Origin of the sequence: Cupriavidus campinensis (assembly GCF_905397395.1) — a bacterium.
GTDB lineage: Bacteria > Pseudomonadota > Gammaproteobacteria > Burkholderiales > Burkholderiaceae > Cupriavidus > Cupriavidus campinensis.
Map to the genome: position 1 here is coordinate 39,616 of NZ_CAJPVH010000015.1, position 22,874 is coordinate 62,489.

At 66.7% G+C, this 22,874-nt stretch carries 23 protein-coding genes and 1 tRNA gene; 9 read left to right on the forward strand and 15 right to left on the reverse strand.

Annotated elements, in window-relative coordinates; genetic code table 11:
• Window positions 1–9: 9 nt before the first annotated feature.
• The 8 genes from KHO18_RS11400 to KHO18_RS11435 all read right to left on the reverse strand — a co-directional run bounded on the left by KHO18_RS11400 (window position 10) and on the right by KHO18_RS11435 (window position 8,416).
• Window positions 10–1,095, reverse strand: a complete 1,086-nt coding sequence (locus KHO18_RS11400) for a DegT/DnrJ/EryC1/StrS family aminotransferase (RefSeq protein WP_211943213.1) — start codon at window positions 1,093–1,095, stop codon at window positions 10–12.
• A gap of 13 nt (window positions 1,096–1,108) precedes the next feature.
• Window positions 1,109–1,933 carry a GNAT family N-acetyltransferase gene (locus KHO18_RS11405; protein WP_211943214.1) on the reverse strand — a complete coding sequence of 275 codons (825 nt, stop codon included), beginning with the start codon at window positions 1,931–1,933 and terminating at the stop codon, window positions 1,109–1,111.
• 15 nt (window positions 1,934–1,948) lie between these two features.
• Window positions 1,949–2,332, reverse strand: coding sequence for a MarR family EPS-associated transcriptional regulator (locus KHO18_RS11410; RefSeq protein ID WP_211943215.1), 384 nt, complete (start codon window positions 2,330–2,332; stop codon window positions 1,949–1,951).
• 158 nt (window positions 2,333–2,490) lie between these two features.
• Window positions 2,491–3,570, reverse strand: coding sequence for a glycosyltransferase family 4 protein (locus KHO18_RS11415; protein ID WP_377732504.1), 1,080 nt, complete (start codon window positions 3,568–3,570; stop codon window positions 2,491–2,493).
• Window positions 3,567–4,814: a lipopolysaccharide biosynthesis protein gene (locus KHO18_RS11420; protein WP_211943216.1), complete on the reverse strand. Its 1,248-nt coding sequence runs from the start codon at window positions 4,812–4,814 to the stop codon at window positions 3,567–3,569. The genes KHO18_RS11415 and KHO18_RS11420 overlap by 4 nt, the downstream gene beginning before the upstream one ends.
• A complete protein-coding gene (locus KHO18_RS11425) occupies window positions 4,814–5,932 on the reverse strand; it encodes a glycosyltransferase (protein ID WP_211943217.1) in 1,119 nt (372 codons plus the stop codon). Before KHO18_RS11425 ends, KHO18_RS11420 begins: the two co-directional genes overlap by 1 nt.
• 14 nt (window positions 5,933–5,946) lie before the next feature.
• Complete coding sequence (locus KHO18_RS11430; RefSeq protein WP_211943218.1) at window positions 5,947–7,275, reverse strand: exopolysaccharide biosynthesis polyprenyl glycosylphosphotransferase; 1,329 nt, start codon at window positions 7,273–7,275, stop codon at window positions 5,947–5,949.
• A gap of 1 nt (window position 7,276) precedes the next feature.
• A complete protein-coding gene (locus KHO18_RS11435; protein ID WP_377732526.1) occupies window positions 7,277–8,416 on the reverse strand; it encodes a glycosyltransferase family 4 protein in 1,140 nt (379 codons plus the stop codon).
• A 202-nt stretch (window positions 8,417–8,618) separates the two neighbouring features.
• Here KHO18_RS11435 and KHO18_RS11440 point away from each other — a divergent pair, with 202 nt between their 5' ends.
• From KHO18_RS11440 to KHO18_RS11460, 5 genes are all read left to right on the forward strand, one after another.
• Window positions 8,619–10,004 (forward strand): phosphomannomutase/phosphoglucomutase, encoded by a 1,386-nt coding sequence (locus KHO18_RS11440; RefSeq protein ID WP_211943219.1) that lies wholly within the window; start codon window positions 8,619–8,621, stop codon window positions 10,002–10,004.
• Window positions 10,005–10,062: 58 nt separating this feature from the next.
• Complete coding sequence (gene waaC, locus KHO18_RS11445) at window positions 10,063–11,097, forward strand: lipopolysaccharide heptosyltransferase I (protein WP_377732524.1); 1,035 nt, start codon at window positions 10,063–10,065, stop codon at window positions 11,095–11,097.
• Window positions 11,097–12,371 (forward strand): lipid IV(A) 3-deoxy-D-manno-octulosonic acid transferase, encoded by a 1,275-nt coding sequence (waaA, locus tag KHO18_RS11450; RefSeq protein WP_144198010.1) that lies wholly within the window; start codon window positions 11,097–11,099, stop codon window positions 12,369–12,371. The genes waaC and waaA overlap by 1 nt, the downstream gene beginning before the upstream one ends.
• 116 nt (window positions 12,372–12,487) lie before the next feature.
• Window positions 12,488–13,285 (forward strand): DUF4377 domain-containing protein, encoded by a 798-nt coding sequence (locus KHO18_RS11455; protein WP_377732522.1) that lies wholly within the window; start codon window positions 12,488–12,490, stop codon window positions 13,283–13,285.
• A 266-nt stretch (window positions 13,286–13,551) separates the two neighbouring features.
• Complete coding sequence (locus KHO18_RS11460) at window positions 13,552–14,676, forward strand: O-antigen ligase family protein (protein ID WP_244844714.1); 1,125 nt, start codon at window positions 13,552–13,554, stop codon at window positions 14,674–14,676.
• Here KHO18_RS11460 and KHO18_RS11465 read toward each other — a convergent pair.
• The 4 genes from KHO18_RS11465 to KHO18_RS11480 form a co-directional block, all read right to left on the reverse strand.
• Complete coding sequence (locus tag KHO18_RS11465) at window positions 14,660–16,141, reverse strand: TolC family outer membrane protein (protein ID WP_211943223.1); 1,482 nt, start codon at window positions 16,139–16,141, stop codon at window positions 14,660–14,662. The two genes, KHO18_RS11460 and KHO18_RS11465, sit on opposite strands and share 17 nt — an antisense overlap.
• A 130-nt stretch (window positions 16,142–16,271) precedes the next feature.
• Window positions 16,272–16,595, reverse strand: a complete 324-nt coding sequence (locus tag KHO18_RS11470; protein ID WP_092290575.1) for a rhodanese-like domain-containing protein — start codon at window positions 16,593–16,595, stop codon at window positions 16,272–16,274.
• Window positions 16,596–16,611: 16 nt separating this feature from the next.
• Window positions 16,612–17,265, reverse strand: a complete 654-nt coding sequence (locus KHO18_RS11475) for a protein-L-isoaspartate O-methyltransferase family protein (protein ID WP_144198014.1) — start codon at window positions 17,263–17,265, stop codon at window positions 16,612–16,614.
• A 136-nt stretch (window positions 17,266–17,401) separates the two neighbouring features.
• Window positions 17,402–18,160, reverse strand: a complete 759-nt coding sequence (locus tag KHO18_RS11480) for a TetR/AcrR family transcriptional regulator (protein WP_244844715.1) — start codon at window positions 18,158–18,160, stop codon at window positions 17,402–17,404.
• Window positions 18,161–18,405: 245 nt separating this feature from the next.
• Here KHO18_RS11480 and KHO18_RS11485 point away from each other — a divergent pair, with 245 nt between their 5' ends.
• From KHO18_RS11485 to KHO18_RS11495, 3 genes are all read left to right on the forward strand, one after another.
• A complete protein-coding gene (locus KHO18_RS11485) occupies window positions 18,406–18,693 on the forward strand; it encodes a YkgJ family cysteine cluster protein (protein WP_144198016.1) in 288 nt (95 codons plus the stop codon).
• Window positions 18,694–18,732: 39 nt separating this feature from the next.
• On the forward strand, window positions 18,733–19,302 hold the full coding sequence (locus tag KHO18_RS11490) for a DUF1439 domain-containing protein (protein WP_144198017.1): 570 nt from the start codon (window positions 18,733–18,735) through the stop codon (window positions 19,300–19,302).
• An 81-nt stretch (window positions 19,303–19,383) separates the two neighbouring features.
• Entirely contained in the window at window positions 19,384–20,265 is an 882-nt protein-coding gene (locus KHO18_RS11495) for an undecaprenyl-diphosphate phosphatase (protein WP_144198018.1), read from the forward strand.
• A gap of 82 nt (window positions 20,266–20,347) precedes the next feature.
• Here the strand turns inward: KHO18_RS11495 and trmB are convergent, their stop codons facing one another.
• Both trmB and KHO18_RS11505 read right to left on the reverse strand, forming a co-directional pair.
• Window positions 20,348–21,115, reverse strand: a complete 768-nt coding sequence (gene trmB / locus KHO18_RS11500) for a tRNA (guanosine(46)-N7)-methyltransferase TrmB (protein ID WP_144198019.1) — start codon at window positions 21,113–21,115, stop codon at window positions 20,348–20,350.
• A 75-nt stretch (window positions 21,116–21,190) separates the two neighbouring features.
• Window positions 21,191–21,265 (reverse strand) — tRNA-Gly (locus tag KHO18_RS11505).
• Window positions 21,266–21,420: 155 nt separating this feature from the next.
• On the opposite strand from KHO18_RS11505, the gene KHO18_RS11510 reads away from it, so the two are divergent.
• On the forward strand, window positions 21,421–21,810 hold the full coding sequence (locus tag KHO18_RS11510) for a DUF5594 family protein (protein ID WP_144198020.1): 390 nt from the start codon (window positions 21,421–21,423) through the stop codon (window positions 21,808–21,810).
• Between the two features lie 12 nt (window positions 21,811–21,822).
• Here KHO18_RS11510 and KHO18_RS11515 read toward each other — a convergent pair whose 3' ends face one another.
• Window positions 21,823–22,701, reverse strand: coding sequence for an aldose epimerase family protein (locus KHO18_RS11515; protein WP_244844716.1), 879 nt, complete (start codon window positions 22,699–22,701; stop codon window positions 21,823–21,825).
• Between the last annotated feature and the right edge of the window lie 173 nt (window positions 22,702–22,874).

Genomic DNA, 22,874 nt, shown 5'->3' on the forward strand with positions numbered 1-22,874 from the left:
GATGTCTCCTTAGCCCTTGCGGATGACGTCGACGATGCGCGCGCGGTCTTCGTCGCTCACCCACCAGCCGCAGGGAATATGAAGCAGGCGCTTGTAGAACGTGTCGAGTCCGGGCAAATCTCGCCGGGATGCGGCGAAGATGCTGTGCAGGTTATTGGGCCGATGAAGTTTCGATGCCGAGATGCCTGCACCATTGAGAGCCTTTTCCAGATTCGCACTGTCGTCGCTCAGCAGGGTGTAGAGCCAATAGCTCGGCTCGGCCGAAGCGTCGCAGCGCGCAAAATCCACGCCGCTGATCGATTCGAATTGCGCATCGAAGTATTTGCCGTTCTCGGTGTGCCGGTTGAGCACGGGGGTAATGTTCTGCAACTGCACCAGACCGATCGTCGCGTTGACGTTGTTCATGTTGTACTTGTAGCCAACGCTGGTGATATCGATCTCGGTGCGCGGAACGCCCTTGAGCATGCCGAACCAGCGGAACTTCTTTGCCGCTTCCAGTTGCGCCTCATCCCGGAATGTCAGCAGACCGCCATCGACGGTCGTCATATGCTTGATTGCCTGGAAGGAGTAAATGCCGTAATCACCGATCGTCCCGATCGGCTGGTCCTGATAGGTCGCGCCCAGTGCATGGGCGCAGTCTTCGATCAGGGCGATGCCGCGCTCGTTGGCGATTTGCCGTAGTTCGGCAAGGCGCACCGGATAACCCGCATAGTGGACGCAAACGATGGCCTTGGTCTTGTCCGTCACGCATTGGCGGACCGAGTCGGGGCACATATTGCCGGAAGCCGGATCGACATCGGCCCATACCACTTTGGCGCCGGTGTACAGGATCGTCGTATTGGTAGGCTCCGCCGTCATTGGGGTGGAAATCACCTCGTCGCCCGGGCCAACGCCTGCCAGCGTGAGCGCGGAATGCAACGCGCCGGTCCCGCTGCTCATGGCGAGCGACCGCTTCAGGCCAAACCGTCGGTTGAACTCGGCTTCGAACTGATAGACCGATTCCCCTTCCGCGATCATGCCGCTGTACAGCACGGTTTCCAGCGCGGGCATCAGGGCCGATTTCGGTGGCATTGCGACTTTGACGATCGGAATCATGCTTATGTTTTCCTCAGATGCGGTTGAGCAAAGGGATATACGGCAGGCGGGAATGATCCCGGCCCGAGAGTTCATGGACCATCCGGTAGGAGCCCGGCGAGAGATCCGACTTGTATGCCCGGCTGTGCAGTTCGGCCAGGATGGCGGAATCTGCCAGTGCGTTCAGGCTCCAGGCGGCCGGCAAAACCTGCTCGATCAGGCGGAACACGCCATCCCAGTCGCCTCGCCAGTCCGCCAGCGTGTATCCCTGCACCGTAGGCAGTACGGTAATCGCGGCGCTGTCGCCGCTGAATACCAGCACGCTTTTTGCGAAAGCCGGAATGCCCCGGGCGGAAATGTCCTCGGTCTTCAGCCCGGCCAGATCGTGGCAGAAGGGCCGGTCCATGCCCTCATGCGCGGGCGTCCACACCGGACCATACCGGTCAGCGCTATCCACGGCGAAGCCATGCTTGGCGTAGACGTTGGGCTTGTTGGTCCACAGCACCAGCGTATCGAAGGCCTGGTTCCGGCCGACTTCTGTCGCGGCGGCAACCAACTGGTGGCCCAGCCCCTTGCCACGGAACGCTTCGTCGACGCAGACCAGGCCCACCAGGCCAACCTTCCTGCCGTCAGCCATGGGGGCTTCCTTGATGACCAGTCCGGCGGCCGCCTTCGGCTCATCGCCCGGCTGGTCCGCGCCGATCAGGATGGTCGTCACGCCCGTGCTGTCATCGATCCACGGGGAGTGCGCCGGAAGGTCGATGCCGCGCCCCCTGGACCTGAAAAACACCTCCCAGATCAGCGTCCTGGCGGCGTGCGGTACGCCCTCGTGTACGGAATGCTGCATTGCTTCGGCCATGTTGCTGGTCTCCGACTATTCTGACTGTTCAGTCTGTTCTGCCTGCTGTCCCTTTGCGACCTCACTGCCAACCTCTTCCCGCAGGGCCTCGATCTCGGCTTTCAGGAGTTCGTATTCCTCCATTTTCCGTTTGAGGAACCGGCTGGTCAGGGCCGCCTTTTCGGCAATGCCACGCGGCGTAAGGATGTAGACGTAGCCGAACTTGTTCTTGGACTGGCTGAAGTTCTGCACCTTGACCCAGCCTTTCTCCATCAGGGCCTTCAGGCAATAATTCAGGCCGCCGACACTGACGCCGAGTTCCTTCGCCAACTCGCGCTGGGTCAGGTCCGGATTCTCCTGCAAGATGCGCATGATCCGAAAATACGTGTCTTCTTGTATCTTGGCTTGGCGGCTTGTCATGGAATGAACACAATGCTTGTTCCCGGCGCGAGCGGATTTGGCGATATGCCGCTCCCGTCATGTTTCACGAGAAAACGACCGAAAAGTGCAGTGAACTGCTTGTTTGTTTGAACTTGAACGATTCTACTTCGCTCAGCCCATTCGGTCCAGAGGGTGAGTCAGCCAAGCAACGCGACCCAGCTATCTGTGATCTGCGCGATGTCGAAGCGCCGGGCGTTCTCCCTGCCCCGACTGGCGAGTTCATTCGCCAGGGCGGGCGCCTCGATCACACGGCGGAGTGCCCGGGCAAGCGCGGGCGCGTCTTCCACCGGCACCAATAGTGCGTCGTCGGGGCCAAGCAACTCCCACGGGCCCCGTTCGCATTCGGTGGAGACGATGGGCAGGCCGAAGGCCATGGCCTCGATCAACACCAGCCCAAAACCTTCGTAGCGCGAACTCAGGCAGAAGACGGCACCGTGCGCGTAGGCGCCCGTGACGTCGGCCAGCACGCCGGGCAGGGCAATGCGTGTCTCAAGTCCCAGGCGGGCGCGCAGGGCTTCCAACCTGCCGCGTTCCTCGCCTTCCCCAATGATCACCAGATTCCAGTCGGGTGCGGTCTGTGCGACCGCCGCCCAGGCTTCGATCAGCACGTCAAAGCCCTTGGCGGGCGTCAGTCGGCCCACCGCCAGCACGGTCTTCGTGTCACGGGGCGCCGGCGTGGCGGGGATCGGAAAGGGGAGTGGATTCGGGAGATGGACGATCTTCGCCCGTGGACGCAGCGCGTCTTGCCAGCGACGCGCATCCCCCTCCGTCAGCACCACGATGTGCGTATGTGTCCGTGCCGCCAGCGAGCGTGCAACCTTGCGCGCCGGCTTTCCCAGATCCTCATCGAAGTGGCAGTGTTCCCACGCAATCCGCCGGACCCGTTGGCCCCATGTTGCCGGCATCGTGAACAGGGTCAGCATCGTGTCGACCTCGACCAGCACATCGATGCCGTGCGCCCGCACGAAGCGCCGAATGCCGAGGACAGTAGATAGATATGCCCGCTTGAACGACGGTCGATGCTCGAACAGTGCGTGATGCTGCACATTTTCGTGCAAGGGGAACACGCTGGCACGATCCCACAGGCTCAGGATGAACACCCGATACCCGCGCGCCGCCAACGCATTGGCGATGACCGCCGTCATGCGCTCGGCACCCGCAAACGCGTTCAGCGTGCCAGTCAGGAAACAGACGGAGGGCAGGGCGGTGCCGCTCACGCCGCTGCCATGTCGCGAACGGGGCGGTTGCGCCACCACAGGGCCATGCCGACGATCACCGCGACACCGTTGCCCAGGACATAGCCCGCAATCGCGCCCCAGTTGCCGAACCGGGGGATGACCGCCAGATCGAAGGCGAGCGTCGTCGCCAGCACCAGCGCCCACTTCATCGCCACCCAGCGCGGGCGGCGCAGGTAGACCGCCAGCAGGGTCAGGGCGACGTCCGCGAAGACGAGCGCAGATGCCACGGCGGCCACCCGTAGCAGCGTCACGGTGGCCTCGAAGGCGCTGCCGTAGAGGAGGCGGACGATCCACGGCGCGCAGGCGGCAATCGCCAGCCCGCCGACCAGCCCGAGCGCGCCCAGCGCCGCAGCAATCCGGCCGATGTTCGCGTGGGCATCGGCAAATGCCCTGCGCGCATAGACGTAGCTGGGGGCGATGCCCGCCACGAGGATGGTCGCGAGCATCGAGAAATTGTCGAGCAGTTGCATGCACGCCGCATAGGCGCCGAAGTCCGCCGCCGGCACCGCTGGCTGGAGCACGAGTTGGTCGACCCGGCGCGCGCCCATCATCAGGATGAAGCTGACCCAGAACAAGGCGCCCGCCGAAAACAACTCGCGCGCCTGGCTCGCCTGCCAGGTCAAGGGCTGTCGGGGCGCCCGGGTCAGGTAATAGGCCGCGAGCAGTGCGGCCAGAAGCACGGCCTCGAGCGCGAACGCCGTGGCGTAGCCCGACACCGTGGTCACGCCCGCGGCGAACAGCCCGCCGACCAGCGTGGCCTTGACGGACAGCGCGGCGAGGCTCGCCAAGGCGCCGGGCCGATTGTTGGTATGGGCCTGCATCCAGGCATTGACCACGCCGAAGGGCTCGCGCAGCAGGATGGCCACGCCGAGCCACAGCGCCGCCTGCCAGACTTCCTGCGTGGGGGATGTCAGCGCCAGATACGCGCACATCAGCAAGTACCCCGCCACACCGCCCGCAAGACGCAGCACAAACGCATGGTCGATGATGCGGGCCTGGGCCTCGGGCGCCGCCGCCACGAGCCGTGGCACCACCACCTCCGCACCGCACACCAGCGCCAGCGAAGCGGCAATCAGCACCACTGACTGGGCGTACTGGAAATGCGCGAACCCGGCTGGCCCGAGCGCGCGCGCCAGCATGGCCACCACGCCGATCCCGATGCCTACCTGCAGGCCGCGCTCGGCCAGCATCCACAGCACATTGCCCGCGATGCGCCGATGCATCACGCGGTCTCCGCCGGAATGACGCGCGCGCCGTGCGTCAGGCTGGTGTAGTGAGCCAGCCAGCGTCGGGCGATGCTGTCGATCGAAAACGCGGACAGTACGCGCTCCCGCCGCGCCGCCGCCTGCGCCGGGGTGCCGCGACCCGCGCGCAGGGCTTCGGCCATCGCGCCGGCAAGCGCCGCCGCGTCGCCGCGCGGCACGATCACGCCCTGGTCGCGCAGGACTTCGGCCACGCCGGGTGCGTCAGTCGACACCACCGGGCATCCGCAAGCCAGCGCCTCCACCAGCACCATGGGCAGTCCTTCGATATTCGATGACAGGACGAACAAGTCGGCCGCGTTGAGCAGGGCAGGGATGTCGTCACGCGGGCCGAGGAGGGTGACTGACGATGTGAGCCTCTGCGTTGCGATCTGCCGGGCCAGCGCCTCGGTGAGCGCGCCGCCGCCCGCGATCATCAGGCGCGCTGGCGCGGCGGGTGAGAGTTGGCCAAACGCACGGATCAGCAGATCCTGGGCCTTCTCCGGCGCCAGCCGGCCGACATTGAGGATCATCCGCGTATCCGGCGCGAGACCCAGTCTGGCGCGGGTGGCATCGCGCAGCGCCGGATCGGGCCGGAATCGTTCGACGTCGATCCCGTTGGGCATGACGACGATGCGGTCGTCCGGCACACCGCCGGCGGCGATCATGCCGGCGCGGCCGTCCTGGCTGACGTGGGTGGTCAGCGCTGTCCACCGGTCGGTCAGCCGGTAGGCCAGCATCCGCATCGTGCCGCCTTCGCGGAAACTGTGCGCGGTGCAGACCAGCGGCGGACTATCGACCAGCCGCGTTAGCAGCCGGGCGAACAGGTTGGCGTGGACCATGTGGGCATGCATGACATCGGGCCGCCATGCTTTGACCAGCGCGCGCGCCTGCCCCAGCGCGGCGACCATGCCGCCGGGTGTCTTCCGCATGTTCAGCTCGAAGACCTCGGCGCCGGCAGGCGTGTCGATCTCCCGGCCCGGCGACAGACTCAGGATCGCCACCGCGTGCCCGAGCGCCAGAAAGGCGCGCGCCAGCGCGACGACCTGATGCTCGGCGCCGCCTACCTTGAGGCCCGTAGTGATCAGCAAAATCCGCATGGTGGCTGGCGCCATCACCGAGCCCCGTAGCCGGTCAGCAGCGTGCGCAGCGTCTTGACTACGATCAACAAATCGAGCGCGAACGAGCAATGCTTGACGTAGTACAGGTCGTAGCTCAGCTTGGTGACGGTTTCCTCGTGCGTGCCGACATAGCCCTGCTGCACTTGCGCCCAGCCGGACAGCCCCGGGCGCACAAGGTGCCGGTACGGATAGTAGGCAATCGTCTCGGCGAAGGTGTCGACCATCGGCACCTGCTCGGGGCGCGGGCCGATCAGGCTCATATCGCCCGTCAGCACGTTCCACAGTTGCGGCAGCTCGTCCAGCCGGTACTTGCGGATCACGCGGCCCACGCGTGTGACGCGGGCATCCTGGCGCGCCGCGAAGCGCGCGGTGGCGTCGGGCTGGACGCTCATGCTGCGAAACTTGAGCATCGTGAACGCTTCGCCGAAGCGCCCGGCGCGGGCCTGCCGGAACAGCACGGGCCCCGGCTGTTCGAGGCGGATGGCCAGCGCGGTCAGCGCCGACAGCGGCAGGGCGAGCGGCATGAGGCACAGCGCGGCTGCGATGTCGATCAGACGCTTCACGAAGCCATAGAGATAGTGCCGCGCGTAGTCGTCCAGGAAGTTCTCGTCGATATGGTCGAGCCCCACGCGGCCGGTGAGCATTTCGCCAATCCGCTCCACCGAATACAGGCGAACGTGGCTCATCTTCAGTCGCGCCAGCGTGCGCGTGCGCTCGGGGTCGGCGGTGCCCGAGCGGTCAAGCATCAGGCCGTCGCAAAACACGGCATCCTCGATCGAACGGATGAAATCGAAGCGGATCGGTGCCGGCGGGGCGGCGCCCGGCATGGCGAGGATCGCCTCGAGTTGCTCCAGCGCGCGGGGGTCCGTGTAGCCGATCACCGGCACATAGTTCTGCACGAAGCGCCGGTAGCCGATGCCGCTCCAGACCAGCGTGGTGAGGTAGCCGAGCAGCAGCGCGCCGCGCGAATACTCGATATGCCAGCCGGCAAAGACGAACAGCAGCAGCGCAAACGGCAGCGTGGCCGAGATGCCGACCAGACTGTTGCCCTCGATCGGCGGCAGGTGCAGCGAGCGGTGCAGCAGCAGGAACGTGCACAGGTAGGGCACGATGCCCCAGAGCAGCGTACGCGTGAAGACGTAGGTGACGATGCCCGCGTGGTGCAGGGTCTCCGCCGCGATCGTGTTGAGCCCGAACAGCGCGAGCCCGAACGCGGCCCATGACAGCATGCGGCTGGCCCGGCGGATGGTCTCGGAGGCGCGGCTGGCTGTTGTGGCGCGTGACGCGCCGGCGAGACGGGCGGTTTCCTTGTTGGTGCTCATGTCAGGCACGCTCCGTGGGCATGGGCTCGCTCACCCGCCGTCCCAGTGCCTGTCGATAGACCGCCCACGTGGCATCCGCCATGGGGCCGATCCCGAACGCCTGCTCCCATCGGGCGCGAGACAGCTGGCCGAGGGCGGCCCGGCGCGCGCTGTCGCCTGCCAGCATCGACAGATGCCGGGCCAGCGTGGCGTCATCGCCCTCAGCCATCAGCAACGCGTCTGGCATGTCTCCAAACTGCTCACGGATGCCGGGCAGGTCGGACGCCACCACCGGTAGGCCGGCCCGCATCGCTTCCAGTACAGAGAGCGGCAAGCCTTCGTGATCGGAGGCCAGTACGAATACCTGCGCTGATGCGAGCAAGGCGGGTATGTCTGCCACGTTGCCCGGGAGGCGTACCCGGCCGGGTGCGACGGCGTTGGCCAACGCCTGCATGGCCCCGCGCATCGGCCCTTCGCCGGCGATTACGAGTTCGCAATCGCTCAGGTTCGCCTGCCCGAAGGCCCGGATGACCGTGTCCGGTCGCTTTGGCGCGGCCAGGCGCGCCACCATGACGATCCGCGTGAGCGGCGCCGCCGGCTGTGCCCGCGCGGTGTCGTCGGGAATCCCGTTGTGGATCACGCTGATGCGTGACGCGGGGATTGGCAGGCTGCGGGCCAGTTGCCGTTCCGCCTCCGCCACGCAGATCAGGCGCGCCGTCAGCGGCGCCAGGCACCATTCGGCAACGCGCGAGGCCAGCCGTCGCGCCAGGGGCGCGGCTGGCTTGAAGCCGAAACCGTGTACCGTGTAGACGACCGGGATGCCCAGCAGCCATCCGGCCAGTCTGCCGAGCGCGCCGGCCTTGGCGCTGTGCACGTGAATCAGGTCGGGCGCGGCGTGGCGCAGCGCCGCCATCAGTTCGCGCAGGGTCTTCAGTGCACGCAGCGGCGACATGGCGTTGTCGAGCAGGGCCAGCCGCACTGTCGCTGCCCCGGCGGTCTGCGCAGTGGCGAAGAGCGGTCCGTCGCCGCCCGCCAGCACCGTGGCGTCGATGCGGCCTCGCAGTGCGCGCACGAGGTCGGCGACGTGCGATTGGGCGCCGCCGATCTCGGAATTCGTGATGACAAAGGCGACGCGAGGCCGGGAGGAAGGCAAGTTCTGCACGAACGCGGAAGAAAGTTGGATAGGCGGCACGGAATCGCGCGAGAAATGCCGGTTTGCAGACGGTTTGCAGGGTGCCCGGTGATTATAAACTGGCGCGGTTTGCACAATCCGGCAAAATACACCTTTTTGGCGCCCTGCCCGCGCCCCGCCCAAGCCACTCTCCGGGCGGTATCGCACCATGAACTCGTACACGGGAAGCCACATGAAACTTGACCCCTCAATCTTCAAGGCGTATGACATCCGCGGCATCGTCGGCAAGACGCTGACCCCCGAGGTCGCCCGCCAGATCGGCCTGGCCTTTGGCTCTGCCGCGGTCGAACTTGGCGAGAAAACCGTCGTCGTGGGCCGTGACGGGCGCCTGTCGGGCCCGGATCTGCTCGGCGGACTCGTGGAAGGGCTGCGCGCGGCCGGTGTCGATGTGATCGACCTCGGCATGGTCGCCACCCCGATGGTCTACTTCGGCACCAATATCGAGCTGGACGGCCGCCGTGCCGGGTCTGGCATCATGGTCACCGGCAGCCACAATCCGCCTGACTACAACGGTTTCAAGATGGTGCTCGGTGGCAAGGCCATCTACGGCGACCAGATCCAGGCGCTGCACCAGCGCATCGAGGCCGGCAAGTTCACGCAGGGCAGTGGCGGATACAAGCTAGTCGATATCCGACAACAGTACCTCGACCGTATCGTCGGCGACGTCAAGTTGGCCCGTCCGATGAAAATCGCCCTGGACGCCGGTAACGGCGTGGCTGGCGCCTTCGTCGGCGACCTGTTCCGGGGGCTTGGCTGCGAGGTCGTCGAGCTGTTTTGCGATGTCGACGGCCATTTCCCGAACCACCATCCGGACCCGGCCCACGTCGAGAACCTGCAGGACCTGATGCAGTGCCTGCGCGACACCGACTGCGAGCTGGGCCTGGCCTTCGATGGCGACGGCGACCGCCTGGGCGTGGTCACCAAGGACGGCGAGGTCATCTTCCCGGACCGCCAGCTGATGCTGTTCGCCGAGGAAATCCTCTCGCGCAACCCGGGCGCGCAGGTCATCTACGACGTCAAGTGCACCGGCAAGCTGGCGCCGTGGATCCGCGACCACGGCGGCGAGCCGCTGATGTGGAAAACCGGCCATTCGCTGGTCAAGGCCAAGCTCAAGGAAACCGGCGCACCGATCGCCGGGGAGATGAGCGGCCACGTGTTCTTCAAGGACCGCTGGTACGGCTTTGACGATGGCCTCTACACGGGCGCGCGCCTGCTGGAGATCCTGTCGCGCCACGCCGACCCGAGCGCCGTGCTGAACGCGCTGCCGAACTCCAACTGCACGCCTGAATTGCAACTGAAGTGTGCCGAAGGGGAGGCGTTCACGCTGCTCGACAAGATCCGCGCCAACGCGAAGTTCGACGGTGCGCGCGAAGTCATCACGATCGACGGCGTGCGTGTGGAGTACCCCGATGGCTTCGGCCTGGCGCGTCCGTCCAACACCACGCCGGTGGTCGTCATGCGTTTCGAAGCCGATAACGATGCCGCGCTGGCGCGCATCCAGGCCGAGTTCAAGCGCGTGATCCTGGCCGAGAAGCCGGATGCAAAGCTCCCGTTCTGAGGTGGGGCAGCCGGCCGGCGCCGCAACGTCGAACCCAACCGCGCCGCTTGCGGCGCCGATGGTCGTGAGCTCGCCGTTCGCGTTGCCGGCCCGGCCGCGCATCCTGGTCGTCAAGGTGTCGTCGCTGGGCGATGTGGTGCACAACATGCCCCTCATCCACGACTTGCGCGCGCGTTGGCCCGATGCCGAGATCGACTGGGTGGTGGAAGAGGGCTATGTCGACCTGGTGCGGCTGCTGCCGGACGTCCACCGCGTGATTCCGTTCGCGCTGCGCCGCTGGCGCAAGCGGTTCTGGCAGGGCGATACCTGGGCCGAAGTCGGCGCGCTGCGCGATGCGATCCGCGCGCGGCCCTATGACGCGGTGCTCGAGACCCAGGGCCTGCTGAAGACCGCCATCGTGGCGCGCACCGCCGCGCGCACGGCTGGCGCGCCCGTGATCGGGCTTGGCAATGCCACGCAGGGCTCCGGCTACGAGCCGGCGTCGCGCCTGTTCTATACCGCGCCGGTCAAGGTGCCGCGTCAGACCCATTCGGTGCGGCGCTCGCGCCTGCTTGGGGCCGCGCTGACGGGCGGCACGCCGCCGGAGCTGCCGCGCTTCTTCGGCCCGGCGGCAACGTCGCTGCATGCCGATGATCCGCTCTGGGCCGGGCTGCCGGCCCGGTACGCGGTCTGTTTCCACGCCACGGCCGGCGCGAAGAAGCGCTGGCCAGTGGCGAGCTGGCACGCGCTGGGCCAGAAGCTGCACGCCGAGGGGCTGACCGTGCTGCTGCCCTGGGGCAGCGAGTCGGAACGCCGCGATGCCGAGGCGCTGGCCACCGGCATGCCCGGCGCGCAGGTGCTGCCGCGCTTCTCGGTCATGCAGGGCTTTGGCCTGATCAACCGGGCCGAGGTGGTCATCGGCGTGGATACCGGCCTCGTGCACATCGCCGCAGCGCTGTGCCGGCCCACCGTCGAGATCTACACTGCCACCTGGCGCTGGAAGACCGAAGGCTACTGGTCCGACCGCATCGCCAATGTGGGCGACGACGGCATCGTGCCGTCCGTCGATGAGGTCTACGCCGCCGCCGTGCGGGTACGCGGAGTGCCTGCCTGATGCTTCGTCTGGTTTACACGTTGTTGTGGGGGGTGATCCTCCCACTGGCGCTGCTGCGCCTGGTCTGGCGGTCGCGCAAGGAACCCGGCTATCGCCGCCACATCGGGGAGCGGCTTGGCCGATATGGCGGGTTGTCGGCCAGCGGGCCGTGGCTCTGGGTTCATGCGGTGTCCGTCGGCGAGACGCGCGCCGCGCAGCCGCTGCTCGACGCGCTGCTGGCTGCGTATCCCCGTCATCGTATTTTGTTGACCCACATGACGCCGACCGGCCGCCAGACCGGTCAGCAGCTCTATGGCGACAACCCGCGCGTGCAGCAGTGCTACCTGCCGTACGACGTGCCGGCGTTGGTGCGCCGCTTCCTGGCCTACTTCCGGCCCGAGGCGGGGCTGATCATGGAGACCGAGGTCTGGCCCAACCTGGTCCACGTCACGCGCCGGGTGGGCGTGCCGCTGTTCCTGGTCAATGCCCGGCTGTCGCCGCGCAGTTATCGGCGGACAGCGCGCTTCGGCGGCGCGGCGGCCTCGTTGTATAACGATTTCACGGCGGTGCTGGCCCAGACGGCTGGCGATGCCGAGCGCTATCGCGCGCTCGGCGTGAAGGCCGTGCAGGTGACCGGCAACCTCAAGTTCGACATGCAGCCGCCGGAAGCCGGCATCGCGCGCGGCCATACCCTGCGCCGCGCGTTCGGCGCCCGCCACGTGCTGGCCGCCGCGAGCACGCGAGAAGGGGAGGAGCCCCTGATCCTGGACGCCTTCGCGCGCTGGCCCGGCGCGGCGCGTCCCGCGCTGCTGCTGGTGCCGCGCCATCCGCAGCGGTTTGACGAGGTAGCTGCGCTGGCCACGCGTGCCGGCTTCAGCGTGCAGCGCCGCAGCCAGCTGGATGTGGACGCCCTCGACGCCCCGATCACGGCCGACATCGTGCTCGGCGACTCCATGGGCGAGATGGCGATGTACTACGCCGCCTCGGATATCGCCTATATCGGCGGCAGCCTGATCCCGCTCGGTGGACAGAATTTGATCGAGGCCTGCGCCGTCGGCACGCCTGTGCTGATGGGCCCGCACACCTTCAACTTTGCCCAGGCCACCGAGGATGCCATCGCCGCCGGCGCCTGCCTGCGCGTGGCCGATGCCGACGCCCTGATGGCCGCCGCCTCGGCCGTGCTGGCCGATGAAGCGCGTCTGGCCGACATGCGCGCCCATGCGCTGACGTTCGCCGGGCTGCATCGGGGTGCCACGCAGCGCACTTTGGCAGCCGTCGCGCCAGTGTTGCGCTGACATACAGGCGCCACGCGGGCGTCTACACTGGTTGCATAGTGAGGAAAAGTGCGACATCCACCGCTTTATCGCGGCATGCGCAATCAGGAGCTCGATCGATGCAACATCCCTTCTCCATGCGTGGTGTTTTCGCAACATTGATGCTCGGTGCCGTGGCGGCGGTGGCCGGCTGCGCCACCGGCCCGGCACCCGACCAGGCATCGGCCAACGCCAGCCTCAACGAAACCCGCGCCGGCGGTCCGAGCCGCTGGGAATTGATCCGCTGGCAGAACGCCGATGGCACCGTCCGTGACATTCCGCATGGCGACAACGGCCAGCCGGTCATCTTCGAATTCAATGACGGCATCGACGCCTCGCAAGGCACGGTGAGCGGCACCAGCGGCTGCAACCGCTTCACCGGCGGGTATGGCAAGACCAGCTCCGGCATCCGCTTCGACCGCATCGCCGGCACCCGGATGGCCTGCACGGGCATGCGGATGGAGGTGGAGGGCGCGCTGTTGAAGGCGATGCAATCGCCATTCACGACGGTCGGCACGCAGCCATCCGCCGGCGCCACGGGGCGCCAGATCATCTGGAAGACCGCCGACGGCGATCTGCTGCAATTTGTTGAACGAGAAGGCGTGGGCCGGCGCGGCGCCAAGGCGGACGCCGCAGCGGGGCACGAGAAGATCGTCTATATCGACTCCCAGCGCGTGGAGTGCTCGGGCGCGGGCCGCATGCAGTGCTACCGCTGGCGCGAATCGCCCGATGCCCCGTGGCAACTCTGGTACGGGCCAATCGAGGGCCTGGACTTCGAATCCGGCGTGAGCTACAAGCTGCGTGTGCGCGAGTACCAGGTGCCGAATCCGCCCGCCGATGCCTCGGCCATCCGCTGGCAGCTGTTGAGCGTGGAGGAGCGCAAGCGCGGGGGTTGACCTGGTCGATCGTTTAGAATGCCGGGCTATCTCTAGCGCACGGACGCCGGCCGTATTGCCGTCTCAAACAAGCTGATATGTCTTTCCCCAAACATTGGGTGTCCTCCCTGGCGGACCTCCTGGTATTCGTGTTTCCGGTGTTGATCCTGTGTGTACCGCGCGGAGCCGGGGTATTTCTGGCCGGGGTTGGCGTGCTGGCCTTGCTGGGATGGGATGAGATGGGGCGCGCGTGGCGGCAACACGTCACAATTTTGCGGCCGTTGGCGATGTCAGTGCTCGCCTTCATCGGCGTCTATGTGGTGTCGAAGTTTCTCCACAACACGCCGTGGGATGTGATCGACAATCCCTCCCGCACCCTGCTTTCCGTCCTTGCCTGCTGGGTGATCTTCCGCGCCGCGCCGAATCCGGCCCTGCTGTGGCGGGGCATCACCATCGGCCTGTTCCTTGCCCTGCTGATCGTCGCTTACCAGAAAATCCAGCTGGATCTGGACCGGCCCTCGGCCTGGACCCAGGCCATCGCCTTCGCCAACATGGTGGCGGCGCTGGCCCTGGTGGGGTTCGCGCGGCCCGGGGACTCCCGCCGTGACCATGCCGAGGCATGGTTCAACGTGCTCTGCGCGCTCCCCATCCTGGTCATGAACGGCACCCGGGGCGCGATGATCGGCATGCTGGTTACGCTCTTCCCGCTGCTGCTGGTCCGCTATCGTCGCTTCAGCGCGCGGATGTTCATGTTCGCGCTGGGCGGCGTTGCCGCGCTGCTCATCGGCCTGTACCAGATTCCGGGCAGCCCGGTGGCAAAACGGGTGGATCTGGCGGTCAAGGAGGTGCAGCAGTTCCAGCATGGCAATGTGGAGTCGTCGGTCGGCGCGCGGCTGATGATGTGGAAGGTTGGGATGCAGTACTTTGTCGAGCACCCGTGGGCGGGCGCCGGCGTGGGGCAGTTTGCGCGGATTCTGCGCGCGGACCCGTATTGCGAGCAGCGGCGGGAGTCGGACGCGTGCCGACTGGAGCACGCCCACAATGATCTGGTCGAGGCGGCGGCCACTACCGGTATCCCCGGCCTGCTGGCCACGCTGACCCTGTTCCTGGTCCCCGCCGGCCTGTTCTGGCGCGCACTGCGCACCTGCCATGCCGACAACAACTATGCGGGGGTGAGTCTGGGTGGCGCGGGATTGGCGGTCGTGATGGCGTCGCTGATCTCAGGCCTGACGCAGGTGACGACCGCCCATCAGGCCAACGTGGTGTTCTACGCCGGCGCCATTGGCATGCTGCTGGGGCTGGCGGGGCGTGAGGCCTGGGTCACCCGGCTCTCCAATGCGGCCACACCTACCGGCCAGCCCAAGGCCGCCGCTGCACCGGGCGAGTCGCACGCGGTCAGGACCGCGGCGTAGCCCCCGGAACCGGGCTTTCGCGCCGGCCCTGCTCGGCGCGCTTGCGGGCCGGGGCGGACGCCGACCCCACCCGCGCCTTCTCCGGCAGCTTGTACATCGCCCCCGGCACCGACGTCAGCAGCGTATTGATCTGCACGACGTCTTCCTCGCTCAGCACCGCCGTCGATGCCTTCAGGCGCAGCCCGTTCATGATTGTGTCGTAGCGGGCCTTGGCCAGGTCGCGGCGGGTCGAGAACAGCTGCGCCTCGGCATTCAGCACATCGATATTGATGCGCACACCCACCTCGTAGCCCAGCTGGTTCGATTCCACCGCGCTCTGCGCCGAGCGTTCGGCGGCCTCGAGCGCCTTGACCTGCGCCAGCCCGTTGGACACCCCCGAGTATGTCTGCCGCGCGGTCTGTGCGGCCGTGCGGCGGGCGAATTCGAGGTCGCTGGCGGCCTTGTCGGCCAGCGCCAGCGTCTCGCGCACGCGCGACTGGATCTGTCCGCCGGCGTAGATCGGAATGCTCAGCTGCACGCCGACCACGCCCGAGTTGTAGCGGCTGCCGACATTGCTGAGCTGGGTGGCCGTGCCTTGCGCGTTGGTATAGCCGTACGACGCAACGAGGTCGACGGACGGCAGGTGGCCGGCCCGGGCTTTGTTCGATTCCCGCTGGGCGGTCTCGAGGTTGTAGCCGGCCACGCCTACCTGAAGGTTGGTCTGCTCCGCCTGCGCGGCCCAGGCGTTCACGTCGGCCGGCATCGGGCCCGGAATGGCCGCCTCGGGGCGCAGCCCCATCAGTTCGTCGACCGGCTTGCCGGTGATCTGCTGCAACGACGCGCGTGCCACTTCGAGCGCGCTCCGGGCCGAAATCTCGGTGGCCGTGGCCAGGTCGTACCGGGCCTGGGCGTCGTTGGCATCGGTAATAGTGGCCGTGCCCACCTCGAAATTGCGTTTGGCCTGCTCGAGTTGCTCGCCGATGGCCTTCTTCTGGGCGCCGGCCAGGTACAGGTTGTCCTGCGCGGCCAGCACGTCGAAATACGCCTGGGAGGCCCGCGTGATCAGGTCGAGCTGCGCCTGCTGGAACGTGACTTCACCGGCCAGCGTGGCCAGTTCGCCCTGCTTGTACGTCTCCCAGCGATCCCAGCGGAACAGCGGCTGCGTCAGTTGCAGCGCCCAGGTGTTGGCATTGAAGTAGCGCGTGACGTCCACGGGCGAGCTGTAGTCGGCCATGGTGCGCTGCACGCCCGCCGTGCCGAGCACCTGCGGTAGCAGGCCGGCGCGTGCCTGGGGCAGGCGCTCGCGCGTGGCCAGCAGTTGTGAGCGGGCGCTCGCGAACTGGGCGTCATTGGCTTGCGCATCGCGGTAGACCTGGAGCAGGTCCGCCCCCGCAGCGGCCGGAACATGCAGCAGGGCCAGCAGGGACACGGCCAGCGCCAGGGGTTTCCTGGCTGCACCGGGCACGGCGAGAAGCGCGAAACTCATGACATCTCCAGCTCGGCCAGCGGGCGCGCGGCCATCGTTCTTGTTGGTCTACGGGTGCTACTGCAGAGGCGAGCGATTTGCGAGGGGCGGCGTGACAGCGGGGTCCGGACAAACGCCCGGACCGCCTCCCTCAATACTGCGGAACGGACGGGTCCACCTGCGTGGACCACGCGTGGATGCCGCCGGTCAGGTTGTAGACGTTGGCGTAGCCCTGGCGCTCGAGGAAGCTGGCTACCTGCATGCTGCGCGCACCGTGGTGGCAGATGCAGACGATTTGCGCTTCGTCGTCGAGTTCGCCGAGGCGGGCCGGAATCTGGCCCATCGGGATGTGGGTGATGCCGGGCATCGCGGCGGTGCGGATCTCGAGATCCTCGCGCACATCGAGCAGCACCGGCTTGGCGCGGCCGGCGTCAGCCAGCCATTGCGCGAGTTCGGGGGCGGTAATGACCTGCATGGTGGCTCCCGGCGGCTCAGAACTGGAAGCGCGACGGCTGGGCGGCGCCTTGCAGCGGCTTGACCAGCGTCTCGAACAGGTTCACCGACTGGTAGCCGGCTTCCGAGGTGCGGGTGATGATGCGCGCTTCCATCACCGGCGCGGTGCCGACGATGACCGCGATGCGGCCGCCCACCTTGACCTGCGACAGCAGCGACTGCGGAATCTCCGGCACCGAGCCCGACACGCAGATCACATCGTACGGTGCGGCGACAGCCCAGCCCTCGGCGCCATTGCCTTCGGCCACTTCGGCGTTGCTCACGCCGGCGGCGGCCAGGTTCTGGCGGGCCAGTTCGGCCAGTTCGGGCACGATTTCCACGGTCAGCACATGGCGGGCGCGGTTGGCCAGCAGGGCGGCCATGTAGCCGGAGCCGGCGCCGATTTCCAGAACATTCTCATGCTTGCGCACGTTCAGGTCCTGCAGCAGGCGGGCTTCCACGCGCGGGGCCAGCATGTTCTGACCGGCCGGCAGTGGGATCTCCATGTCGACGAAAGCCAGCGCGGCGTATGCCTGCGGCACGAACTGCTCGCGCTTGACCACGGCCAGCAGGTCCAGGATTTCCTGGTCCAGCACGTCCCACGGACGAATTTGCTGTTCGATCATGTTGAAGCGGGCTTTTTCGAGATCCATCTTGCCTTTTCCTTCCAATTCCAGTGCTTGCGGAGAGCCCGCCATTTTACCCCTGCGGACTGCCGCAGGATGTTTACAGATTATTGGCAACGACTTGCACGGGGCCAGTTGTTGCGCGTTGGCACAGCGCCGGCGCTCAGCCGTCCTCGCCGCCCGCCGGCTCGGCCGCCTGGGCGGCCAGCATTTCGTCCCGGATCTGCTCCCAGACCCAGGGGCCGGACTTCGCCGGCAGCGGCGTGTCCCGGGCCGGGCCCGTGGTCAGGCCGAACAGCAGCATCTGGATCAACTGGTCCACGAACGCCACCGGATCGATCTCGTGCACCGCCACCTGGCTGAACGCGCGCTGCCACAGCATCAGGAAGACCAGCGGGGCGCAGATCAGCGTGGTGGTGGGGTTTGCCGGCGTCTCGCGGAACTCGCCGCGCGCCACGCCACGGGCCAGCACACGGGCGAACAGCTCGTCCCCGGGGCCCATCACCTCGTCCTGGTAGAACTGGGCGATGTCCGGGAAATTGCCCGATTCAGCCATGATCAGCTTGGTCAGCCCGGCGGCGCGCGTGGCGCCGATCAGGCCCCACCAGCCCAGCAGCAACTCGCGCAGCAGTTCGGGCGTGGACCCCTCGTAGGTCTCGACCAGATCGCCCCCCCGGGCCAGCGCCGGCACCATGTTCTCGCGCACGACGGTCTTGAACAGCTCTTCCTTGTTCGCGAAATACAGGTAAACAGTGCCTTTCGAGACACCTGCTGCGGCGGCAACGTCCTCGAGCCGGGTCGCGGCGTAGCCGCGCTCCACGAACAATTCCAGCGCGGCCGCCACCAGTTCCTGCGGGCGGGCGGCCTTGCGCCGGTGCCACCGGCGCGCGTCGGGATCTTTCTTGGGCGAGAGTTCGGTCACAGGGCAGGGAACGCGAGGCGGCCGGCGCGCGTCCGCGTGGCACCGCATCGAAATTAAATAACTTGTGGGTCAGTAATGTAGAGGAGCGGTCTTGAGCGGTCAAGCCAGCGCCATTCCGCATTGTGACGCATCCGGCGCAGGTTGCGCTTTGTTGCAGGTTCGACGGGGCCTCTCAGGCAGAATGACGCCTTTCGCGTGCCTTTTCCGATGTCTTGCATGACGACATTTGCGCCAGAACCTTGAGCATGGCCTGCCAGTCTGAACTTTCCTGCCGCGATGGTTGCGGCGCCTGCTGCATCGCGCCGTCCATTACCTCGCCTTTGCCGGGCATGCCGCACGGCAAGCCGGCGGGGCAGCCCTGCGCCCAGTTGCTACCCGACATGCGCTGCGCGGTGTTCGGCCAGCCCGGGCGGCCCGCGTTCTGCGGCGGGCTGCGTCCTTCGGCTGAGATGTGTGGCAACTCCCGCGACGCGGCGCTGCACTGGCTGACCCGGCTTGAGGTGCTGACCGCGCCATCCACCGTTGCGGCCTGATCGGCATCAGGCCGCAGCCCGTCTTTTGGAGGTTCTACGATGATCGCGATGACACGCCGGCGCTGGCTGGCGGCCGCAGGCATCGCCACGGCCGCTGCCGCCACCGCATGGCTGGCGGCTTGCGGTGGGTTCATGAACGAATACACGTTCTCGCAAAGCCAGCTCCAGTCGGCGCTCGAGCGCAAGTTCCCGTTCAACAAGCGCTATATGGAGTTGTTCGATATCCAGCTCGCCAACCCGCAGTTGGCGCTCGACCCCGCGCGCAACCGCGTGACCGTGCAGTTCGACGCCACCATCGACAACCGGCTCTTCTTCCGCCAGCCGCTGACTGGCCGTTTCGCGCTGGACAGCGCGCTGCGCTACGACCCGCCCTCGCACTCGCTGGTGCTGCAAGACCCCGAGGTGCGCCAGTTCGACGTGCAGGGCATGCCGGCACAGTTCTCGCGTCAACTCAATGCGCTGGGCGGTATCCTGTCCGAGCAGCTGTTGCAGGGCTATCCGCTGTATACCTTCAAGCCGGAGCAGTTGCGGCTGGCTGGCGCGCCGGCGGAGCCCGGTACAATCACGGTCCTGCCGGACGGCATCAACGTCAAGATCAATCGTCCGTAAACACGGTTTTCCAATAATAATGCCGAGGGTTCGCGTGTTACCGCGCGGACCGGACCGCGCCTGACCCTCTCCTGAATCCGCATGGATATCGCACTTGCCCTGAAAGCCGTGATCCTCGGCATCGTCGAAGGACTGACCGAGTTTCTGCCCATCTCCAGTACCGGCCACCTGATCCTTGCCGGCCAGTTACTCGATTTCAACGACGAGAAGGGCAAGATCTTCGAAATCGTGATTCAGTTCGGTGCGATTCTGGCGGTGTGCTGGGAATTCCGGCGCAGGATTGGTGCGGTCGTCAGTGGTCTCGGGTCCGATCCGAAAGCCCAGCGCTTCGCCATTAACGTTATTGTGGCCAGCGTGCCGGCCATTGTGCTGGCCTTTGTCTTCGGCAAGTGGATCAAGGCCCATCTGTTCAATCCGATGAGCGTGGCCATGGCGTTTATCGTCGGCGGCGTGGTGATTCTGCTCGCCGAATGGCGCGATGCGCGCCGGGGCACGGTTTCGCATCCGCAGGGCAATGCGCTGCTGGAGGCGGCCAAGGCCGGGGCGCCGCGCATCGAATCGGTGGATGACCTGAACTGGCGCGACGCGCTGAAGGTTGGCCTGGCGCAATGCTGCGCGCTGGTGCCCGGCACGTCCCGCTCCGGCGCCACGATTATCGGCGGCATGCTGTTTGGCCTGTCGCGTCAGGTGGCGACCGAATTCTCGTTCTTCCTGGCCATTCCGGTGATTTTCGGCGCGACCGTCTACGAGCTGTACAAGGCGCGCGCGCTGCTCTCCGCCGACGACCTCGGTATTTTCGGCATCGGCTTTGTCTTCGCGTTCCTGTCGGCGTTCCTGTGCGTGCGCTGGCTATTGCGCTTCGTCGCCACGCACGATTTCAAGCCGTTTGCGTGGTACCGGATTGCCTTCGGGATTATCGTGCTGGCCACGGCGTGGACCGGGATGGTGTCCTGGCACGCTTGAGGGTAGCGCGCCGAGTGAGGCGATAAAAAAAGCGTGGCTGTTATCGGCCACGCCTTTCCTGTTTCTGCCGGTACCTCGGCGATCAACGCTTGCGGAACACCACGTCCCAGACGCCGTGTCCGAGCCGGACGCCGCGTTTCTCGAATTTTGTCACGGGACGGTAATCCGGCCGCTCGGCAAAACCGCCCTCCGCCTGCGAGGTATTTTCCAGCGCCGGTTCGCCCGACAGCACTTCCACCATCTGGTAGGCATATTCCTCCCAGTCCGTAGCGCAGTGGAGATAACCACCGGGCTTCAGGCGGCTCGCCAGCAGCTTGACCAGCGGTGGCTGCACCAGCCGCCGCTTGTTGTGTTTCTTCTTGTGCCACGGATCGGGGAAGAAGATATGCACGCCATCGAGACAATTCTCAGTCAGCATGTGCGCGATGACCTCGACGGCATCGTGCTGCATGATGCGAACATTCTCAATGCCACGCTCACCGGCCAGCTTCAGCAGGGCGCCAACGCCGGGCTCGTGCACCTCGCAGCCCAGGAAGTTGTCCTGCGGACGTAGTTGGGCGATATGCGCCGTGGTCTCGCCCATGCCAAAGCCGATCTCCAGGATGGCCGGGCCCGGGCGGCCGAAGGTGGCCGTCCAGTCGAGCGGGGTGGGCGCATAGGGCACGATGAAGCGCGGGCCAAGGTCGTCGATGGCGCGCTGCTGCCCGGTCGAGGTGCGCCCGGCGCGCCGCACGAACGAGCGGATGCGGCGCGGATGCGCAACGTCTTCGCCGGGCTGGCGAGGGGCGTCTGACGCGGCCTCGGCGTCGTCTGCCGGCTTCGGTTCGGTACTGGCGTCTTGGGGGAGCATGGCAACAAAAAGCCGCCGGGCGGAGTGCCGATCGGGGGATCGACCGGTGCCAGAGGCGGCTTGTTCAATCAGAGGTGGAGCGGGCGATGGGAATCGAACCCACGTCTTTAGCTTGGGAAGCTAAGGTAATGGCCATTATACGACGCCCGCAAGAAGCGCGATTCTACGCGGGAAGGGCGGACGAGCGCAAGCTGCCAGGGTGATGGCGAGATCACTGCAACAGAACTCGCACTATTCCGAGGCGGCTGCGCACGGAGCGCGAAGCGGGCGCAAAATAGCCGTCACCACAAGCCTCCACATCCGCCGTGCACCTCGCCCCCGCCCAGCGTTTCAATGCCGAATTCCTGCCGCGCATTATCGCGCGCATTCACGCGCTGTCTCACGGCACGCTTCAGACCGAGGTGCGGCCCGCCGACCGCCCGCATTTGCCCGCCTGCCTGCGGGTCTCCGCCGCAGCCCGCACCGGAGGCGGGCGCTATGCGCATCCGCTCGATATCACGCTGTCCTGGGATGGCTACGAGGTGGAGCGCCTGTTCGAGGCGGGCGGCGAATCGCGCTTTGCCGCCTATCTGGAAGCGCTGCCGGCCAAGCTCGATGCCTGGCAGGACGCCCGCCAGCTCGATCTGAACACGCGGACCCAGGCCGATCCGGCGGTGTTGATCGGCGGGCTCGATTTCGAGCATCTGCTGCGATAGCCGCGCGGCGGCTCAGATCACCAGCCGGCAGACCGCCGCTTCCGTCTTGCCCGGTGCCAGCCACCGCAGTCCTTCTCCATTCCCGATCGCGTTGGGCAGCCCCAGCCACGGCTCCACGCAGTAGAAATCAGAATCTTCTCGCTCGGACCACGTCGTGATCGCGTGCCATGGCGCACGCCCCGGGACATTGAGGACGAAGTCGATCTCTCGCGCGGGCATCTGCAGCCGCAACGTGCCCGGCCCGCGCAGGACGTGGAAGGTGTCCTGCAGCCGGGCGTCATCCAGTCGGTAGGTGCGCTCGCCCGGTTCGGCGCCGGTCAGGCCGCCGTCCGGGGTTTGCCGCACGCGGTCTGCCGGCGGCAGGGACAGTCGGCTTGCCGACCGCTCCGCGTGAGGCAGCGCGAAGTAGAAATGATGGCCGGCGTACCACGGCAGCGGCGCCGAGCCTGTGTTCCTGACCTCCAGTTCTGCCTCCAGCCCTTCGGGCACGAGCCGGTAGCTAACCGTGAAGACGAAGTCGAACGGATAGCCCGCCCGTGTCGCATCGGACGAAGCCAGCGTCATGCTCACCGCAGACTCGGAGAAATCCGATACCGCGAACGCCATGTCGCGGGCAAAGCCGTGCTGGGGAAGCTCGCGTACCAGGCCGTCGGCATCGCGCCATTTCCCCGGTTCGCCGTCGACGAAATGCCGGCCGATAAACGGGAACAGCAGCGGGTTGCCGCCGCGCACCTTGGCCACGCGGGACCAGTCGGCATCGTCCGGCCAGTAAAGGATGTCCTGGCCGCGATGGACCCATCGCACCAGTCGGCCGCCATGCGCCGGCGCCAGCAGCAGGTAGTTGTCACCCGTGCCGATGCGCACCAGATCCTGCCCTTGAAAGCGTTCCATGCCGACCCGCGCCATGCGTATGTCCCCCGCAGAAATTCGGAAAACCACGAGGGTATCGCAACTTGCCCCTGGTACGCCTCGCCGGTACGCCTCGCAGGTACCCCTTTGGGGCGGGCCGCATCGTTTCGGCGCGCGCCGCCGATCAGCGCCGGTGCAGGCCACCGCCGCACCCG

What these genes read in the sequence shown, in the direction of transcription:
- KHO18_RS11425 (WP_211943217.1), bottom strand. Translation starts at nt 5,932, where the DNA reads ATGCGGATTTTGCTGATCACTACGGGCCTCAAGGTAGGCGGCGCCGAG.
- KHO18_RS11495 (WP_144198018.1), top strand. Translation starts at nt 19,384, where the DNA reads ATGGATATCGCACTTGCCCTGAAAGCCGTGATCCTCGGCATCGTCGAA.
- KHO18_RS11400 (WP_211943213.1), bottom strand. Translation starts at nt 1,095, where the DNA reads ATGATTCCGATCGTCAAAGTCGCAATGCCACCGAAATCGGCCCTGATG.
- KHO18_RS11455 (WP_377732522.1), top strand. Translation starts at nt 12,488, where the DNA reads ATGCGTGGTGTTTTCGCAACATTGATGCTCGGTGCCGTGGCGGCGGTG.
- waaC (WP_377732524.1), top strand. Translation starts at nt 10,063, where the DNA reads ATGGTCGTGAGCTCGCCGTTCGCGTTGCCGGCCCGGCCGCGCATCCTG.
- KHO18_RS11470 (WP_092290575.1), bottom strand. Translation starts at nt 16,595, where the DNA reads ATGCAGGTCATTACCGCCCCCGAACTCGCGCAATGGCTGGCTGACGCC.
- trmB (WP_144198019.1), bottom strand. Translation starts at nt 21,115, where the DNA reads ATGCTCCCCCAAGACGCCAGTACCGAACCGAAGCCGGCAGACGACGCC.
- KHO18_RS11430 (WP_211943218.1), bottom strand. Translation starts at nt 7,275, where the DNA reads ATGAGCACCAACAAGGAAACCGCCCGTCTCGCCGGCGCGTCACGCGCC.
- KHO18_RS11410 (WP_211943215.1), bottom strand. Translation starts at nt 2,332, where the DNA reads ATGACAAGCCGCCAAGCCAAGATACAAGAAGACACGTATTTTCGGATC.
- KHO18_RS11465 (WP_211943223.1), bottom strand. Translation starts at nt 16,141, where the DNA reads ATGAGTTTCGCGCTTCTCGCCGTGCCCGGTGCAGCCAGGAAACCCCTG.
- KHO18_RS11490 (WP_144198017.1), top strand. Translation starts at nt 18,733, where the DNA reads ATGATCGCGATGACACGCCGGCGCTGGCTGGCGGCCGCAGGCATCGCC.
- KHO18_RS11485 (WP_144198016.1), top strand. Translation starts at nt 18,406, where the DNA reads ATGGCCTGCCAGTCTGAACTTTCCTGCCGCGATGGTTGCGGCGCCTGC.
- KHO18_RS11475 (WP_144198014.1), bottom strand. Translation starts at nt 17,265, where the DNA reads ATGGATCTCGAAAAAGCCCGCTTCAACATGATCGAACAGCAAATTCGT.
- KHO18_RS11440 (WP_211943219.1), top strand. Translation starts at nt 8,619, where the DNA reads ATGAAACTTGACCCCTCAATCTTCAAGGCGTATGACATCCGCGGCATC.
- KHO18_RS11515 (WP_244844716.1), bottom strand. Translation starts at nt 22,701, where the DNA reads ATGGAACGCTTTCAAGGGCAGGATCTGGTGCGCATCGGCACGGGTGAC.
- waaA (WP_144198010.1), top strand. Translation starts at nt 11,097, where the DNA reads ATGCTTCGTCTGGTTTACACGTTGTTGTGGGGGGTGATCCTCCCACTG.
- KHO18_RS11460 (WP_244844714.1), top strand. Translation starts at nt 13,552, where the DNA reads ATGTCAGTGCTCGCCTTCATCGGCGTCTATGTGGTGTCGAAGTTTCTC.
- KHO18_RS11420 (WP_211943216.1), bottom strand. Translation starts at nt 4,814, where the DNA reads ATGCATCGGCGCATCGCGGGCAATGTGCTGTGGATGCTGGCCGAGCGC.
- KHO18_RS11405 (WP_211943214.1), bottom strand. Translation starts at nt 1,933, where the DNA reads ATGGCCGAAGCAATGCAGCATTCCGTACACGAGGGCGTACCGCACGCC.